At 68.9% G+C, this 15,574-nt stretch carries 13 protein-coding genes; 2 read left to right on the top strand and 11 right to left on the bottom strand.

The window, feature by feature from the left end; all coding sequences use genetic code 11:
- Positions 1 to 12: 12 nt before the first annotated feature.
- A complete protein-coding gene (locus tag C5O27_RS14330; protein WP_006356970.1) occupies positions 13 to 1,695 on the top strand; it encodes a DUF885 domain-containing protein in 1,683 nt (560 codons plus the stop codon).
- Between the two features lie 19 nt (positions 1,696 to 1,714).
- On the opposite strand, the gene hisS is transcribed toward C5O27_RS14330, so the two are convergent.
- Positions 1,715 to 2,980 (bottom strand): histidine--tRNA ligase, encoded by a 1,266-nt coding sequence (hisS, locus tag C5O27_RS14325; protein ID WP_127962979.1) that lies wholly within the window; start codon positions 2,978 to 2,980, stop codon positions 1,715 to 1,717.
- Entirely contained in the window at positions 2,977 to 3,726 is a 750-nt protein-coding gene (locus tag C5O27_RS14320; RefSeq protein WP_035751449.1) for an MBL fold metallo-hydrolase, read from the bottom strand. Before C5O27_RS14320 ends, hisS begins: the two co-directional genes overlap by 4 nt.
- 218 nt (positions 3,727 to 3,944) lie before the next feature.
- Between C5O27_RS14320 and C5O27_RS14315 the strand changes: the two genes are divergently transcribed.
- A complete protein-coding gene (locus C5O27_RS14315; protein ID WP_042375798.1) occupies positions 3,945 to 4,865 on the top strand; it encodes a peptidylprolyl isomerase in 921 nt (306 codons plus the stop codon).
- 24 nt (positions 4,866 to 4,889) lie between these two features.
- Here C5O27_RS14315 and C5O27_RS14310 read toward each other — a convergent pair whose 3' ends face one another.
- The 9 genes from C5O27_RS14310 to ruvC form a co-directional block, all read right to left on the bottom strand.
- Positions 4,890 to 7,253 (bottom strand): RelA/SpoT family protein, encoded by a 2,364-nt coding sequence (locus tag C5O27_RS14310; protein ID WP_127962978.1) that lies wholly within the window; start codon positions 7,251 to 7,253, stop codon positions 4,890 to 4,892.
- Between the two features lie 52 nt (positions 7,254 to 7,305).
- Entirely contained in the window at positions 7,306 to 7,881 is a 576-nt protein-coding gene (locus C5O27_RS14305) for an adenine phosphoribosyltransferase (RefSeq protein ID WP_035751446.1), read from the bottom strand.
- A gap of 23 nt (positions 7,882 to 7,904) precedes the next feature.
- Positions 7,905 to 9,620 carry an ABC transporter substrate-binding protein gene (locus tag C5O27_RS14300; RefSeq protein ID WP_042375837.1) on the bottom strand — a complete coding sequence of 572 codons (1,716 nt, stop codon included), beginning with the start codon at positions 9,618 to 9,620 and terminating at the stop codon, positions 7,905 to 7,907.
- Positions 9,621 to 9,630: 10 nt separating this feature from the next.
- Positions 9,631 to 10,836: a protein translocase subunit SecF gene (secF, locus tag C5O27_RS14295; protein WP_006356977.1), complete on the bottom strand. Its 1,206-nt coding sequence runs from the start codon at positions 10,834 to 10,836 to the stop codon at positions 9,631 to 9,633.
- On the bottom strand, positions 10,833 to 12,527 hold the full coding sequence (gene secD, locus C5O27_RS14290; RefSeq protein ID WP_006356978.1) for a protein translocase subunit SecD: 1,695 nt from the start codon (positions 12,525 to 12,527) through the stop codon (positions 10,833 to 10,835). The genes secF and secD overlap by 4 nt, the downstream gene beginning before the upstream one ends.
- Positions 12,528 to 12,716: 189 nt before the next feature.
- The gene (gene yajC / locus C5O27_RS14285) at positions 12,717 to 13,103 is read right to left on the bottom strand and encodes a preprotein translocase subunit YajC (protein WP_006356979.1); all 387 of its coding nucleotides are present in this window, start codon (positions 13,101 to 13,103) and stop codon (positions 12,717 to 12,719) included.
- A gap of 177 nt (positions 13,104 to 13,280) precedes the next feature.
- Positions 13,281 to 14,369, bottom strand: a complete 1,089-nt coding sequence (gene ruvB / locus C5O27_RS14280) for a Holliday junction branch migration DNA helicase RuvB (RefSeq protein ID WP_006356980.1) — start codon at positions 14,367 to 14,369, stop codon at positions 13,281 to 13,283.
- Positions 14,369 to 14,962 (bottom strand): Holliday junction branch migration protein RuvA, encoded by a 594-nt coding sequence (gene ruvA, locus C5O27_RS14275; RefSeq protein ID WP_006356981.1) that lies wholly within the window; start codon positions 14,960 to 14,962, stop codon positions 14,369 to 14,371. The genes ruvB and ruvA overlap by 1 nt, the downstream gene beginning before the upstream one ends.
- A complete protein-coding gene (ruvC, locus tag C5O27_RS14270) occupies positions 14,959 to 15,528 on the bottom strand; it encodes a crossover junction endodeoxyribonuclease RuvC (RefSeq protein WP_035751443.1) in 570 nt (189 codons plus the stop codon). The genes ruvA and ruvC overlap by 4 nt, the downstream gene beginning before the upstream one ends.
- Positions 15,529 to 15,574 lie beyond the last annotated feature (46 nt).

Raw genomic sequence — 15,574 nt, 5'->3', positions numbered from 1 at the left:
CGCGACCTCGAGATGACCCCCACCGCCGCGACCCCCACGAGCCCGCGCGAACGCACCGAGGTGGATGCGATCGCCGAGGCGCACCTGGATCGACTGTGTGAGCTCGATCCCCTGCTCGGTACCGAGATCGGCCACGGCGACCACGACGATGCCCTGACCGACTTCTCCGCGCAGGCATGTGCCGAGCGGGCCGCGGTCGCCGCCGACACCCTGACGGCACTTGCGAAAGCACCCGTCGTCGACGCCGTCGACCGGGTGACGGTCGCGACGATGTCTGCGTCGCTGCGTCGTGAACTCGCCCTCGCCGACGCCGGTGAGCACATCGGCGAGTGCAATGTCATCGCCTCGCCGCTGCAGGCGATGCGGGACATCTTCGATCTGATGCCCACCGACACCCGGACCGACCGCGAGGTGTTCCTCGCCCGCCTCACCGCGATCCCGGGTGCGCTGAACCGCGCCGTCGACGGGCTGGCGCACCGCCTGCGGCACGGCCCCCCGGTTGCGCGCCGACAGGTGGCGGCCGTGGTGCGACAAGCCGATTCGGCCACCGACGCAATCACCGACAACACCGCGTCCATCGCCGCCGACCCGGCACTCGCCGGCACGCTCGGCACCGCCCTCGACGCGGCCCGCACCGCGTTCGGCACGTTCGCCAACTATCTCGAGACCGAGGTCCTGCCGGCCTCCGTCGACGACGACGCGGTGGGCCGGGATCGCTACCTGCTCCACCTGCCGGCGTACCTCGGTGCCGACGCCGACCCCGAGGACGCCTACGCCTGGGCGCTGACCCGCCTCGAGCAGATCGTCGCCGAACAGCACGAGATCGCCGAGTCACTTCTCCCCGGCCGCGCCGTCGACGAGGCACTCGCCTGGCTGGATCGCCAGCCGCAGTACCAGATCCACGACCGCCACGAGTTCGTCGACTGGATGCAGGAGACCTCCGACGCTGCCGTCACCGGACTCGCCGGCCGGCATTTCGACGTCCCCGCCCGCCTGTCCCGGCTCGAATGCCGCCTCGCGCCGTCGTCGACCGGGATCATCTACTACACCCAGCCGACCGCCGACCTGTCCCGGCCGGGCCGCATGTGGTGGGCGGTCCCCGACGATCAGACCGTCTTCCACACCTGGCAGGAGAAGACGACCGTCTACCACGAGGGCGTCCCCGGCCATCACCTCCAACTCGGTTCGGCCATCGTCGATCCCGACCTGAACACCTGGCGCAAGCTGGCGTCGTTCACCTCCGGGCACGGTGAGGGCTGGGCGCTCTACGCCGAGCGGCTGATGGACGAACTGGGTTGGCTCGAGGACCCGGGCGACCGCATGGGCATGCTCGACTCACAGCGGCTACGCGCGGCACGCGTGGTCGTCGACATCGGCGTGCACTGCCGTCTGCCCGCACCGGAGTCCCTGGGCGGCGGGATCTGGGATGCCGACAAGGCGTGGGAGTTCCTGACCGCCTCGGTGGCCATGGACCACTCGGTGCTGCGTTTCGAACTCGACCGATACCTCGGCTGGCCCGGCCAGGCACCGTCCTATGCACTGGGACAACGAGTCTGGGAACAGACCCGGCACGCCGCCCTCAGCGCCCACCCGGAGTGGACGCTCAAGGACTTCCACACCCGCGCACTGGCCTTGGGCGGGGTGTCACTTGACGTCCTGGCCGAGGAGATGACCGGCCCCGACAACGACGTCTGAAAAGCGCGTCGCGCGGACGTCAGCCAAGCAGCCGGGTGACCTCGACGACGACGTCATCGAGTGAGATACGGTGCTGCTCACCGTTGCTCAGGTCCTTGACCTCGACCTGGCGTTCGGCCAGCTCGTTCTCGCCGAGCACCAGCGCCAGCCGCGCACCGGACCGGTCGGCGGCCTTCATCGCGCCCTTGAGTCCGCGGTCGCCGTAGGCGAGGTCGACGCTGAGCCCGGCCGCGCGCAATGCGCCTGCGACACCGACCAGTTCGGCCTTGGCGTCCGCACCGAGCGGGACACCGAAGACCTGACAGCGCGCCGCCTGCGTGCCCGCGACTCCCTCGGCCTCGAGGGCCAGCATCGTGCGGTCGACGCCGATGCCGAAGCCGATACCCGAGAGGTCCTGTTTGGCGCCGAGCTGGCGCATGAGGCCGTCGTACCGGCCGCCGCCACCGATGCCCGACTGTGCACCGAGGCCGTCGTGGACGAACTCGAAGGTGGTCTTGGTGTAGTAGTCCAGGCCGCGCACGAGTCGCGGGTTGATCTCGTAGGCCACGCCGAGCCGGTCCAGGTTGGCCAGCACGAGGTCGAAGTGGGCCTTCGCCTCATCGGACAGGTAGTCGATCAGCAGCGGCGCGTTCGCGGTCGCCTCCTTGATCTCCGGGCGCTTGTCGTCGAGCACGCGCAGCGGGTTGATCTCGGCACGCTTTCGGGTCGCCTCGTCGAGGTCGAGCTTGAAGAGGAAATCCTGCAACGCCTCCCGGTAGCAAGGGCGGCTCGCGTCGTCGCCGAGCGAGGTGATCTCGAGGCGGTAGCCGGACAGTCCGAGACGCTTGTACCCCTCGTCGGCGACGGCCACGACCTCGGCGTCGAGTGCCGGGTCGTCGACGCCGATGGCCTCGACGCCGACCTGCTGCAGCTGGCGGTAGCGACCGGTCTGCGGCTTCTCATAGCGGAAGAACGGACCCGCGTAACAGACCTTGACCGGCAGCTGTCCACGGTCGAGGCCGTGCTGGATGACCGCGCGCACCACACCCGCGGTGCCCTCGGGGCGCAGCGTCACCGACCGGTCACCGCGGTCGTTGAAGGTGTACATCTCCTTGCTGACGACGTCGGTCGATTCGCCGACGCCGCGGGCGAACAGCGCGGTGTCCTCGAAGATCGGCAGCTCGATGTGCCCGTATCCCGCACGACGCGCCGCGTCGGTGAGCGTGTCCCGCACCTTCCGGAAATCCGCCGAGTTCGGCGGGAAGTAGTCCGGGATGCCCCGGGGTGCCTGAAATGCTCCGCTCACAGTCCGTGTCGTCCCTTCGGTCGATCAGTCGCGATGGTGGTGTCGGTTCCCGGAGCCCGCAGGCCGGCCAGGAAGGGGTTGGTGGCACGTTCCTGCGCGATGGTGGTCTGCGGCCCGTGGCCGGGGAGAACCAGGGTGTCGTCCGGCAGCGGCAGCAGCTTCGCCGCGATGGAGTCGAGCAGCTGCTGATGGCTGCCGCCGGGCAGGTCGGTGCGGCCGATGGAGCCGGCGAAGAGGACGTCGCCGGCGAAACGGACCTGCACCCTCGTCGGGGTGTCGGACGGGGACTCCCCCGGCACGGTCACCTCGATGCCCAGCAGGACCGATCCCTGGGTGTGGCCGGGTGCGAGGTCCACCGAGAAGTGGATGCCGGCGAGCTCGACCGGTTCTCCGTCGGAGAACTCGATGACCTTCTCCGGCTCGCGAAACTTCTCGTCGCCGATCATCGCGCCCAGCGCGCGTCCGATGCCCAGGCCGGGATCGGTGAGCATCGGCCGGTCGGCGGCATGGATGTAGGCGGGGATGGAGTACTCGTCGCACAGCTGCGTGGCGTTCCAGGTGTGGTCCAGGTGGCCATGGGTGAGCAGGACGGCGACCGGGGTGAGATCGTTCTCGGTGAGCAGTTCACGCACGCGGGGCGCGGCGTCCTGGCCGGGGTCGATGATCACCGCATCCGACCCGGGTTCGGCCGCCACGACGTAGCAGTTCGTCTGGAACATGCCGGCGGGGAATCCGGTGATCAGCATGGCACTCCTCGAGGGTCGCGGGTCCCTCCATTGTGTCCTAGCTGCCCACGGCGACCGACAGCCGGTTCTCCACGCACCGATTCCCCGGCGTCGACACCCCACTCCAACACCCGCTGAACGCTGTTCTCAGGTACAACTGGCAGACTTGCCTCTCGAGTAAGTGACATCCGCGCAGATTGTCGGCACGACTATGCCGAGATTCAGGAGGATCCACCCGCGTGACCACCAATGAGGAGCGCCGCGAGGCAGCGAAGCGGAAGCTCGAGGAACGCCTCGAAACCGAACGCCTCGCCCGTCGGAAGCGGAAGATCGTCATCGCCTCGGTCTCGACCGCCGTCGTGGTCGCCGTCGTCGCCGGCGTGACCGCCGTCGTGGTGAAGAAGATCATGGACGACCGCGAGGCCGCACGCTGGACCAGTTGTGCGTTCGAGGACTCCCCGAGCCGGTTCGACCAGCTTCCCGACCAGGTGCCCGACAACGTGCCCGCCGATCAGCGGCCGCAGTACCAGGCCGAACTCGACGAGCTGAAGGCGGCGGCGAAGAACGAACGCAAGTCCCCGAAGCCCGACGACAAGGTCCTGAAGTCCGGTACCGAGCAGGCCACCTTCACGACCACCCAGGGTGTTCTGCCGATCACCCTGGAACGTGACGGCGCCCCCTGCAACGTCGCCGCGGTCACCTCGCTGATCGAGAACAAGTTCTACGACGACACGACCTGCCACCGCATGACCACCAGCGACAAGCTGAAGATCCTGCAGTGCGGCGACCCGACCGGCACCGGCATGAGCGGTCCGGGCTGGACCAGCCCCGACGAGCCGCCGACCGACCTGAAGAAGGTCGGACAGCCCGATCCCATGAGCGGATCGCAGCCCGTCGTCTACCCGCGCGGCACCGTGGCCATCGCCAACAGCAGCCAGGGCGGCCAGAACCCCAACACCGGGTCGAGCCAGCTGTTCATCGTCATCGACGACAGCGAACTGGGTCCCGACTACTCCATCGTGGGCAAGGTCGACGAGCCCGGACTCGCGGTCCTGGACAAGGTCTACGAGGGCGGGATCACCCCCGGCCCCGCCGGCAGCCAGCCGGGCGACGGTAAGCCGAAGCTCCCGGTGACGATCGAAACCGCGGTCATCGACTAGCGAAAACCGCTGCTGTCGTTACGGTCAGGCAGCCGAGGTGACGCGGTAGACGTCGTAGACGCCCTCCACATTGCGGACCACGTTCAGCACGTGACCCAGATGCTTGGGGTCGCCCATCTCGAAGGTGAACTTGCTGATGGCGACTCGGTCGCGGCTGGTGGTCACCGACGCCGACAGGATGTTCACGCGTTCGTCGGCGAGCACCTTGGTGACGTCGGACAGCAGTCGGTGGCGGTCGAGTGCCTCGACCTGGATCGCCACGAGGAACACCGATTCCGGGGACGGCGCCCACGAGACGTCGAGGATGCGTTCGGACTGCTGCTGCAGCGACGTCGCGTTGGTGCAGTCGGTCCGGTGCACGCTGATGCCGCCGCCACGGGTGACGAAGCCCATGATGTCGTCACCCGGTACGGGCGTACAGCATTTGGCGAGTTTGATCACCACGTTGTCGACGCCGTCGACGACCACGCCGGCGTCTCCGTCCTGACGTGAGCGGGTCGGCATCGTCGACGGGGTGGACCGTTCCGCGAGGGCCTCCTCCGCATCCTCGATGCCACCGAGGGATGCGACGAGGCGGTTGACGACATGCCGTGCGGAGACGTGGTTCTCGCCCACCGCGGCATACAGCGCGGTGACGTCGTTGTACCGCAGCTCCTTCGCGATCGCCGCCATCGACTCCGCGGACAGCAAGCGCTGCAACGGAAGTCCGCCGCGACGGACCTCCTTGGCGATCGCGTCCTTACCGGTCTCGAGGGCCTCCTCGCGCCGTTCCTTGGCGAACCACTGGCGGATCTTGGCCTTGGCCCGCGGCGACACCACGAACGTCTGCCAGTCCTTCGACGGCCCGGCGGTCGGCGCCTTGGAGGTGAACACCTCCACCACCTCGCCGTTCTCGAGCTTGCGTTCGAGGGCGACCAGCCGGCCGTTGACGCGGGCACCGATGCAGCGGTGCCCGACCTCGGTGTGGACGGCGTAGGCGAAGTCGACCGGCGTCGACCCGGCGGGCAGCGTGACCACGTCGCCCTTCGGCGTGAAGACGAAGATCTCGCGGACGGCGAGGTCGTACCGCAGCGACTCCAGGAACTCGCCGGGGTCGGCGGCCTCACGCTGCCAGTCGAGCAGCTGGCGCATCCAGGCCATGTCGTCGATCTCGGCGGTGTCGGACTTCTTGCCCGACTTCCGATAACCGCTCTCCTTGTAGCGCCAGTGCGCGGCGATGCCGAACTCGGCGGTGCGGTGCATCTCGTGCGTGCGGATCTGGACTTCGAGCGGCTTGCCCTCGGGCCCGATCACGGTGGTGTGCAACGACTGATAGACGCCGAACCGCGGCTGCGCGATGTAGTCCTTGAAGCGTCCGGCCATCGGCTGCCACAGCGAGTGGACGACGCCGACGGCGGCGTAGCAGTCGCGGTCCTCCTCGCAGAGGATGCGCATGCCGACGAGGTCGTGGATGTCGTCGAAGTCGCGGCCCTTGACGATCATCTTCTGGTAGATCGACCAGTAGTGCTTGGGTCGGCCTTCGACGGTTGCCTGGATTCGCGCCGCGGACAACGCGTTGTTGATGTCGGCCCGCACCCGCGCGAGGTAGGTGTCGCGCGACGGGGCGCGGTCGGCGACCAGGCGCACGATCTCCTCGTAGCGCTTGGGGTGCAGGATGGCGAACGAGAGGTCCTCGAGTTCCCACTTGACCGTCGCCATACCGAGTCGATGAGCAAGCGGCGCAATGACTTCCAGCGTCTCGCGGGCTTTGCGCGCCTGCTTCTCCGGCGGGAGGAAACGCATCGTCCGCATGTTGTGCAGCCGGTCGGCGACCTTGATCACGAGGACGCGCGGGTCACGCGCCATCGCGATGATCATCTTGCGGATCGTCTCGGCCTCGGCCGCACTGCCCAGCGCGACCTTGTCGAGTTTGGTCACGCCGTCGACGAGGTGCGCCACTTCCTGCCCGAAGTCGCGTTCGAGCGCCTGCAGCGAATAACCGGTGTCCTCGACCGTGTCGTGCAGCAGCGCGGCGATCAGGGTCGTGGTGTCCATGCCGAGGTCGGCGAGGATCGTCGCGACCGCCAGCGGATGGGTGATGTACGGGTCACCGGACTTGCGCTTCTGCCCGCTGTGACGCTCCTCGGCGACGTCGTAGGCCCGCTGCAGCAGGGCGACGTCGGCCTTCGGGTAGATCTCGCGATGCAGGGTGACCAGCGGCTCGAGCACCGGCCGGACCTGGCTGCGCGTCGCCGTCATCCGGCGGGCCAGACGGGCGCGGACACGCCGCGAGGCGGACGGGGAGGTCGAGGCCGAGGCCGATGTCGAGGTCGGTGCGCCGACGGCGTCGTCCGAGGCGTCGGCCGCGGGAGTCACGGAGTGCTGAGCCGTGCCGGATTCATCGGGCATAACCGGTCCTCCTCCGTCTGTCGTGGTCTTTCCGAGTCTAGATCCCCGACGGTCAGTCGAGCGCCACCGAGTGGACCGGTACGTGCGGGCCGAGGCCGCCGGCGATCGTGTCGCGCCCGCCGAGCCCGACGAGCTCCATGATCACCGCGACACCGACGACGCTCGCCCCGGTGCGGTTGAGCAGATCCGCCGCAGCGACCGCCGTACCGCCGGTGGCCAGGACGTCATCGACGAGCAGCACACGCTGCCCGGTCAGGTCGAGGCCGTCGGCCGGGATCTCCAGGGTCGCCGAGCCGTACTCGAGGCTGTAGGTGACAGCATGAACCGGAGGCGGCAGCTTGCCGCCCTTGCGCACCGCGAGGACCCCGACCTCGAGTTCACGGGCGACCGCACCACCGAGGAGGAACCCGCGGGCGTCGATACCGGCGACGAGGTCGATCTCGGTGCAACCGTGGGTCAGCGCGGTGACGATCGCGGACAACCCCTCGGGATCGGCGAGGACCGGGGTCAGGTCCTTGAAGGCGATCCCGGGGCTCGGGAAGTCGTCGACGAGCCGGGTGTGCCGGGCGATCGCCGCCTGGGCACGTGTCACCGCATCCGCGGTCCGTTCGGGTACCACGCCGCCCATCAGAACTCCCCTGTCACTTGCCGTCACTGGCGGATCGTCCATCGATCCATGTTCCATCCGGTGCCGGCGCGACTGAGTCCCGCTGCGACACCACCCACCTGATCCTTCCACTGCCGGATACGCGGCGACGCGAACAGGGGTATCGACGGCATCGACGACCAGCTCGCGTTCTCGATCGAGCGGGCCAGCCGGAGCCGGTCGGGTTCGGACACCGTGACCGCGAACTGATCGATCCCGCGACTGACCTGCTGATCCCGGGTTCCGGAGAGATTGAGCGGGTCGCCGCCGCGCAACGAGTAGGCATCACGGCTCGGGTCGGCGGCACCGGCTGCGGCGAAGGAGTCGCCACTGGCCATGATCACCGCGTCGACGTCCTTGCCGAGTGAGCGCGGCTGCACGTCGGGTGTGGCGACGTCCTCGACCACGAAGCCGGCCTCCCGGCACGACGCCGCGATGGCCGCGACCATCTGCTGCCAGCGCAGGGTCGGCGCCACGTAGCCGATGCGGACGCGACGCGGTTGCAGACTCGCGGTGGTCGTGGTCCCGTCCGCCGCGCCCTGACCGGTCGCGGCGCGCAGCAGGTTCCGTGCCCGCTCGAGGTCGGGACTCTGGTAGGCGCGTCCGAACTCGGGGTTCATCGGTCCCGCGAGGTTGTCGGCGGGCGCGAGGACACGCAGATTCCACACGGCGGCGCCACCGGAGAAGTCGCGGGCGAGGTCGGCGCGCGGCACGCACGAGGCGAACGCCTGCCGCATCCGCACGTCCCCGAAGACACCCTTGCCGGCGAGCACGATCTGTTCGACCCCGATCGCCCGGGCGGGTGAGGCCGGTCCGTCGGGTCCGGACGTCCCGGCGAGATCGCCCTCGACGATGCCCGCGGTGACGTCGACGACGTCGAACTTGCCGTCGGGCAGCCGTCGCGTGGAATCGGTTCCGCGGCCCCAGATCACGATGCGCGAGGTCTCGGGCTTGTTCCCCCACCATGATTCGTTGGGGATCAGGACCAGTCCGCCCGACCGCGAGTAGCGGTCGATGCGGTATGGCCCGGAAGACGGGAACCGGGCGTGGTCGACCGGACCGAAGGTCAGGTCGAAGCCGGTGTTCCAGGCCGTGGCGATACGGGCCAGCGCGCCGCGGTCCATCGCGCGGATGGCGTCGACGACGTTGGCGAGTCCGGCGTCGCGGGCCACGATGTGCGCCGGGAGCAACGTGCCCGCGCCGAACAACGACAGCCAGTTGCGGTATTCACGCCCCTGCGCGAACGTGACCGTCGCCGACTTCTCGCCGGGCGAGCACTCCACCTTCTCGATGTCGCGGTACCCGGCGGTCGTCGCCGGCGTGAAGCCCGGGAAGCGTCCGCTCATCGCTGCCCACGCCAGCACCAGGTCGTCGCAGTCGAGCGCGACCTCGTCGGTGAAGGCCGCCTCGGGCGTGAACTCGTAGCGCAGCGCCGGCGCCCGTCCCGGGATCGGGGTCACGGTGCCGACGTCGCGGTCCGGGATGACCTGCCCCTGGGGTCCGAGCAGGCTGAAGCCAGGCAGCAGTCGGCTGGTCGCCATGAGCACACCGTCGGCGTTGCCGTCGACGGTGTTCGCGTTGTAGCTGGTCACATGGGCATCGACCACGTAGTCGATGGTCGGCGGCCCGTCGTCGCCGCAGGCCGTCAGGACGCTCGCGCCCGTGACGATCCCGACGAGCAGGCTCAGGGCCCTGATGAACTCCCGGTGCCTGACGATCACGTGGGTGAGACTAGCGGTTGCGACGGCGTTTGCCGGTCGGTACCCGGTCGGCGTCATCCGTGTCGGCCGCGCCCCGGCGTCGGCGCACCGGGCGGGCGCCGGCGCTCGGTGCCACACCCGACTCGATCCCGGCGCGACGGTTCAGCACCTTGGCGGTGTGCCGGGACACGTCGTCGCGGCGTTCCTTCAGCGTCACCAGCAGCGGTGAGGCCAGGAAGATCGAGGAGTACGTGCCGACCACGACGCCGACGAGCTGGATCAGGCCGAGATCCTTCAGCGTGCCGACGCCGAGGAGCCAGACCGCCACGACCATCAGCGCGATGATCGGCAGGACCGAGATGATGGTCGTGTTGATCGACCGCATCAGCGTCTGGTTGACCGCCAGGTTCGCCTGCTCCCCGTAGGTCCGGCGGGATGTCTGCAGCACCGAGCGGGTGTTCTCCTGCACCTTGTCGAACACGACGACCGTGTCGTAGAGCGAGAAGCCGAGGATGGTCAGCAGACCGATCACCGTGGCCGGGGTGACCTCCCAGCCGACCAGCGAGTAGACACCCGCGGTGGCGACGATGTCGAAGACCAACGACGCCATCGCCGCGATCGACATCTCCCGGTCGAACCGGACCGCGATGTAGACGAACACGATGACGAGGAACACCGCGAGCGCGATGACCATCTTCTCGGTGATCTCGCGGCCCCAGGTGGAGCTGACGTCGGAGATGCTGACCTCGGAGGCCGTCAGGGCGGGACCGAACTCCTCGGTCAGCGCGCGGGTCACCGCCTCGGCCTGGGCCAGGTCGAGGGTCTCGGTGCGCACCTGCACGGTGGCGCTGTTGCCGGCGCCGGCGGTCTGGACCGATTCGGGCTCCTCGCCGAGGGCCTCGGTGACGACCTTCTCGACCGAGTCGGCGGTGATCTCCGACGAGGCGACCGGCACCGACATCTGGGTGCCGCCCTCGAAGTCGATGCCGAAGGTGAAGCCGCGGATCGCGATGGACGCCAGGCAGATCAGCATGATCACCGCGGTGACGATGTACCACATCTTGCGCTTGCCGACGATCTCGAAGGCGCCGGTACCGGTGTACAGGCGGGCGAAGAAGCCGCGGCTGTTGTCGGAGACGAAGTCCGCATCGGTACCGGAGGACGGTGACGGCGGTTCGACGACCGCAGTGTTGCCGGTCTCCCGCGGGTCCTTGTTCGGGTTGTCCGGACGGGTCATCGCACAGTCCCCTTCTCGCTCGTGGACGCGTCGACACGAGCAGCTTCGACGCCGGCGGCCTCGGCCTGGCGGCGGGCCGCGACCTTGCGCTCGCGAGCCACCTCGCTGACCGCGCCGAGGCCGTTGACGCTCGGCTTGGACAGGAACGACGACCGGCTCGCGTAGACCACCAGCGGGTGGGTCACCAGGAACACGACCATGACGTCGAGGATCGTGGTGAGTCCCAGGGTGAACGCGAAGCCGCGCACCTCACCGATCGCGAGGATGTAGATCACCGAGGCGGCGATGAAGCTGACCGCGTTGCCCGACCAGATGGTGCGGCGGGCACTCGCCCAACCGCGTGGCACGGCCGAGCGGAAACTCCGACCCTCGCGCATCTCGTCCTTGATGCGTTCGAAGTAGACGACGAACGAGTCCGCGGTCATACCGATACCGATGATCAGACCGGCGATGCCCGCGAGGTCGAGGGTGAATCCGATCCAGCGGCCGAGCAGGACGATGATGCCGTAGACCATCGCTCCGGCGAGGACCAGCGACAGCATCGTCAGGATGCCGAGCATGCGGTAGTAGGCCAGTGCGTAGATCAACACCGCGACGAGGCCGATCGCACCGGCGAGCAGGCCCGCCTTCAGCGACGAGAGACCCAGTGTCGCGGAGACGGTTTCGGCGTCGGAGGCGTTGAACGACAGCGGCAGTGAGCCGTACTTGAGCACGTTCGCGAGTTCGTTGGACGATTTCTCGGTGAACGGGTCGGCGCTGCTGCCGCTGATGCGGGTCTGGCCGCCGGGGATCGGCTCGTTGATGGCCGGTGCGGAGACGACGGCCGAGTCGAGGGTGAACGCGGTCTGCGTGCGGTTGGGCGCTTCCTGGGCGGTGTACTTGGGCCAGAAGTCCGCGGCCTTGCCCTTGAACTCGAGGGTGACGACCCATTCGCCGGTCTGCGGATCGGTGCCGGCGGACGCGTCCTTGATGTCGCGGCCGTCGATGATCTGCGGACCGAGGAGGTAGACCTCCTTACCGTCGGTGGAACACGCCACCAGGTACTGATCGGGCAGATCGTTGCCGCGGAGCGGGTCGTTGGCGGTCGGCGAACAGTCCATCTTCGCCATCTGCTCCTGCAGCGGGACCAGCTGCTCCTGCTTGGCATCGCCGGGCGCTTGACGGATCTTGCGCTGTTCGGCGATCGCCGCCGCGGCCACCTCGGTGGGCATCGCGTTGCCCTGGTCCTCGTCCTGGTTCTCCGGCTTGGGCGGCTGCGGGGTCGCCGCCGTGGCGCCGACGACCGGCCGCACATACAGACGCGCGGTCTGACTCAGCGACTTGGCCTGCGCGCCGTCCTCACCGGGAACCGTGATCACGAGGTTGTTGCCGGTGACGACGACCTCGGAACCGGACACGCCGAGGCCGTTCACACGCTGCTCGATGATCTGCTTGGCCTGGTCGAGCTGCTGGCGGGTCGGCTCCTTGCCGTCCTCGGTGCGCGCGGTCAGCGTCACCCGGGTTCCGCCCTGCAGGTCGATACCCAGTTTGGGCTCGAGCGTCCGGGGACCGGTGAAGTAGATCAACCCGTACACGACGGCGAGCAGAGCGAGGAAGGCCACGAGCGGACGCCACGGTGGGATCTCTCGACTCGGTCGCGACCGCTTGCCGGCGGGCTTGTCCGCCTTTGCGGTCGAGCGAGGACTTGTCACAGCTGTTCAGGTCTCCTTTGGGAACGTCAACCGGCCGAGGGCACTCTGACCGCATGACCCACCGACTCCGAAGGTCTGCGTGCGCGCGCCGCGATGGCAGCGGGGCACGCAGACCTCAGCAAGACAGGCGATGCGCGGGAGGTGGGCAGGAGGCGCCACGCCGATCGCCGGCGCGGCGCTGCTCCGGGATTACTTGTCGGTGTCGCGCGCGTCGTCGGACGACGGCTTGTCGAGGCTGACCGAGTCCGAGTCGTCGGCGTAGTCGCTGTAGTCGGCTTCCGGAGCGGTGTGGCCCGGGTAGGTCGCGGCGGCCTCGTCGGTGGGGATGACGCGCATGATCGCGAGACGGTTCCAGCGGGTGACCACACCGGTGGCGATCTCCACGTCGACGAAGTCGGACGACGCCGCATCGATGACGGTGCCGAACAGGCCCGAGGTCAGCTGGATGCGCGTACCCGTCGACACCGAGTTCTGCATGTCCTGCATCTCGGCCGCGCGCTTCTTCTGCTTCCGCATCGACAAGAACATGAAGCCGGCGAGCAGTGCCAGCAAGAGGGGGAAGAGCAGAGCGTCCATGGGTGAGAGTCAGTCCTTTGTGTTTCGGGTTGTACCGCGTGCACCACCGCCCCGCGCCGAACGGCGAGAGGCGTCAGATGGTCACGCTGTGCTCCACACAGTGTGCCACGTCCACCGGAGAGAGCATCCCTGCAGGTGGTGCCCCGCGTCACACCGGGGTTCCGCACGCGGGTCGGGTCAGAGTTCGCCGAACAGGGACTCGCCCCCGACGTCGCGGGGGCGGGCGCCGAACGAGGCGTTCATCGCGCCGGCGGGCGGCGTCAGGCCGAGGTGATGCCACGCCGCCGCGGTGGCGACTCGGCCACGTGGGGTGCGGGCGATCATCCCGGCCCGGACCAGGAACGGCTCGCAGACCTCTTCGACGGTCGCGGGCTCCTCGCCGACCGCCACGGCCAGCGTCGACACCCCCACCGGTCCCCCGCCGAACGCCCGGATCAGGGCGTCGAGGACGGCGCGGTCGAGTCGGTCGAAACCGAGTTCGTCGACGTCGTAGACCTTGAGGGCGGCGCGGGCGACGTCGACGGTGATCGAGCCGTCGCCGCGGACCTCGGCGTAGTCGCGGACGCGTCGGAGCAGGCGGTTGGCGATTCGGGGCGTGCCGCGTGACCGGCGCGCGATCTCCTCGGAGGCGTCGGGCCGCAGCTCCATGCCGAGGATGCCCGCGGACCGGTTGAGCACCCGGACGAGTTCGGCGGGGTCGTAGAACTCCATGTGCGCGGTGAACCCGAAGCGGTCGCGCAGCGGGCCGGTCAGCGAGCCGGAACGGGTGGTGGCGCCGACCAGGGTGAACGGGGCGACGTCGAGTGGGATCGAGGTGGCACCCGGGCCCTTGCCGACCACGACGTCGACGCGGAAGTCCTCCATCGCGAGATACAGCATCTCCTCGGCGGGCCGGGCGATGCGGTGGATCTCGTCGATGAACAGCACGTCGCCCTCGACGAGGTTCGACAGCATGGCGGCGAGGTCCCCGGCGCGTTCGAGTGCCGGACCCGATGTCACCCGGATCGCCGCACCCATCTCGGACGCGATGATCATGGCGAGCGAGGTCTTGCCGAGTCCCGGAGGACCGGACAGCAGGATGTGGTCGGGGGTCCCGCCGCGGCCCTTGGCCCCGTGGAGGACGAGTTCGAGCTGCTCGCAGACGCGCGGCTGACCGATGAAATCGGCCAGCGACCGCGGACGCAGGCCTGCGTCGAGATCGCCGTCGGACCGGACCGGTGTCGCGTTGACCTCGCGATCCTCGAGGTCGTCGGGATCGCCGGTCATCACGAAGCCTTGCCCAGCATCGCCAGCGACCGGCGGAGCACGGTCGACGCATCGGCGTCGGGGTTCTCGGCGAGGACCGCGGTGACCGCCTTCTCTGCGGGGGCAGCGGTGAAGCCGAGTCCGACGAGCGCCTCGGCCACCTGATCGCGGATTCCGACTGCGGGAACGCTGCCGGTGGCCGTGTCGGCCGTCGGACGGTCCACCTTGTCGCGCAGTTCGACGCAGAGTCTTTCGGCGACCCGCTTGCCGATGCCGGGCACCGACGTCAGTGCCTTGGTGTCGGAGTCGGCCAGCGCACGACGCAACGCGTCGGGTTCGAGGACCGCGAGGGTCGCCATCGCCAGCCGCGGACCGACGCCGGTGACCGTCTGCAGCAGCGCGAACAGCGCGCGGGCGTCGGGTTCGGTGAACCCGTACAGCGTCATCGAGTCCTCGCGGACGATCATCGAGGTCAACAGCGTGGCCTCGTCGCCGCGGCGAAGACGGGACAACGTGACCGGGGTCGCCAGAACCCGGTAACCGACTCCCGCACAGTCGATCACGGCGTGATCGAGGGCGATCTCGAGAACCGGACCGCGGACTGACGCGATCATGCGCGACTCCCCTCTCGTGCCTGGGCGAGCCGCTGGCGATGCTTCGCGGCGGCCGCATCGGCCTGTTTCTGCGCGGCTGCCATCCGCTCCATCATGGGTCCGCGCCAGCAGTGACAGATCGCGAGCGCGAGAGCGTCCGCGGCGTCGGCCGGCTTCGGCTTGGTCTGCATGCCGAGAATCCGCGTCACCATCGCGGTCACCTGGGCCTTGTCCGCCCGACCGCTGCCGGTGACGGCGGCCTTGACCTCCGACGGCGTGTGGAACCGGACGGGCACGTCACGCTGACTCGCCGCAAGCGCGATCACGCCGCCGGCCTGGGCTGTGCCCATCGCGGTCGAGACCTGGTTCTGCGCGAACACACGCTCGATGGCCACCACATCGGGCTGGTGGACGTCGAGCCAGTGGCACGCCGAGGTGTAGATCGCGAGCAGCCGCTCGGCCAGATCCATGTCGCTCGGCGTGCGCACCACGTCCACGTCGAGTGCGGTCACCGACCTTCCGCGACCCGACTCCACCAGCGCTATGCCGCACCGCGTGAGACCCGGATCGACGCCCATGACGCGCACTCGTACCCTCCCAGGCATCCGAACGATGTTACGAACAACTGTTCGA

The sequence above is a fragment of the Gordonia alkanivorans genome, assembly GCF_004011905.1.
In the GTDB taxonomy this organism is placed as follows: domain Bacteria; phylum Actinomycetota; class Actinomycetes; order Mycobacteriales; family Mycobacteriaceae; genus Gordonia; species Gordonia alkanivorans.
The sequence above is the reverse complement of the archived record's forward strand: the minus strand, read 5'-3'. Positions and strand labels throughout refer to the sequence as shown.

Excerpts from the sequence above, each read along its gene's own strand:
- C5O27_RS14320 (WP_035751449.1), bottom strand. The coding sequence starts at position 3,726 with ATGCTGATCACCGGATTCCCCGCCGGCATGTTCCAGACGAACTGCTAC.
- C5O27_RS14305 (WP_035751446.1), bottom strand. The coding sequence starts at position 7,881 with ATGGGCGGCGTGGTACCCGAACGGACCGCGGATGCGGTGACACGTGCC.
- ruvB (WP_006356980.1), bottom strand. The coding sequence starts at position 14,369 with ATGACCGGCGATCCCGACGACCTCGAGGATCGCGAGGTCAACGCGACA.
- ruvA (WP_006356981.1), bottom strand. The coding sequence starts at position 14,962 with ATGATCGCGTCAGTCCGCGGTCCGGTTCTCGAGATCGCCCTCGATCAC.
- yajC (WP_006356979.1), bottom strand. The coding sequence starts at position 13,103 with ATGGACGCTCTGCTCTTCCCCCTCTTGCTGGCACTGCTCGCCGGCTTC.
- C5O27_RS14330 (WP_006356970.1), top strand. The coding sequence starts at position 13 with ATGACCCCCACCGCCGCGACCCCCACGAGCCCGCGCGAACGCACCGAG.
- secF (WP_006356977.1), bottom strand. The coding sequence starts at position 10,836 with ATGACCCGTCCGGACAACCCGAACAAGGACCCGCGGGAGACCGGCAAC.
- C5O27_RS14310 (WP_127962978.1), bottom strand. The coding sequence starts at position 7,253 with ATGCCCGATGAATCCGGCACGGCTCAGCACTCCGTGACTCCCGCGGCC.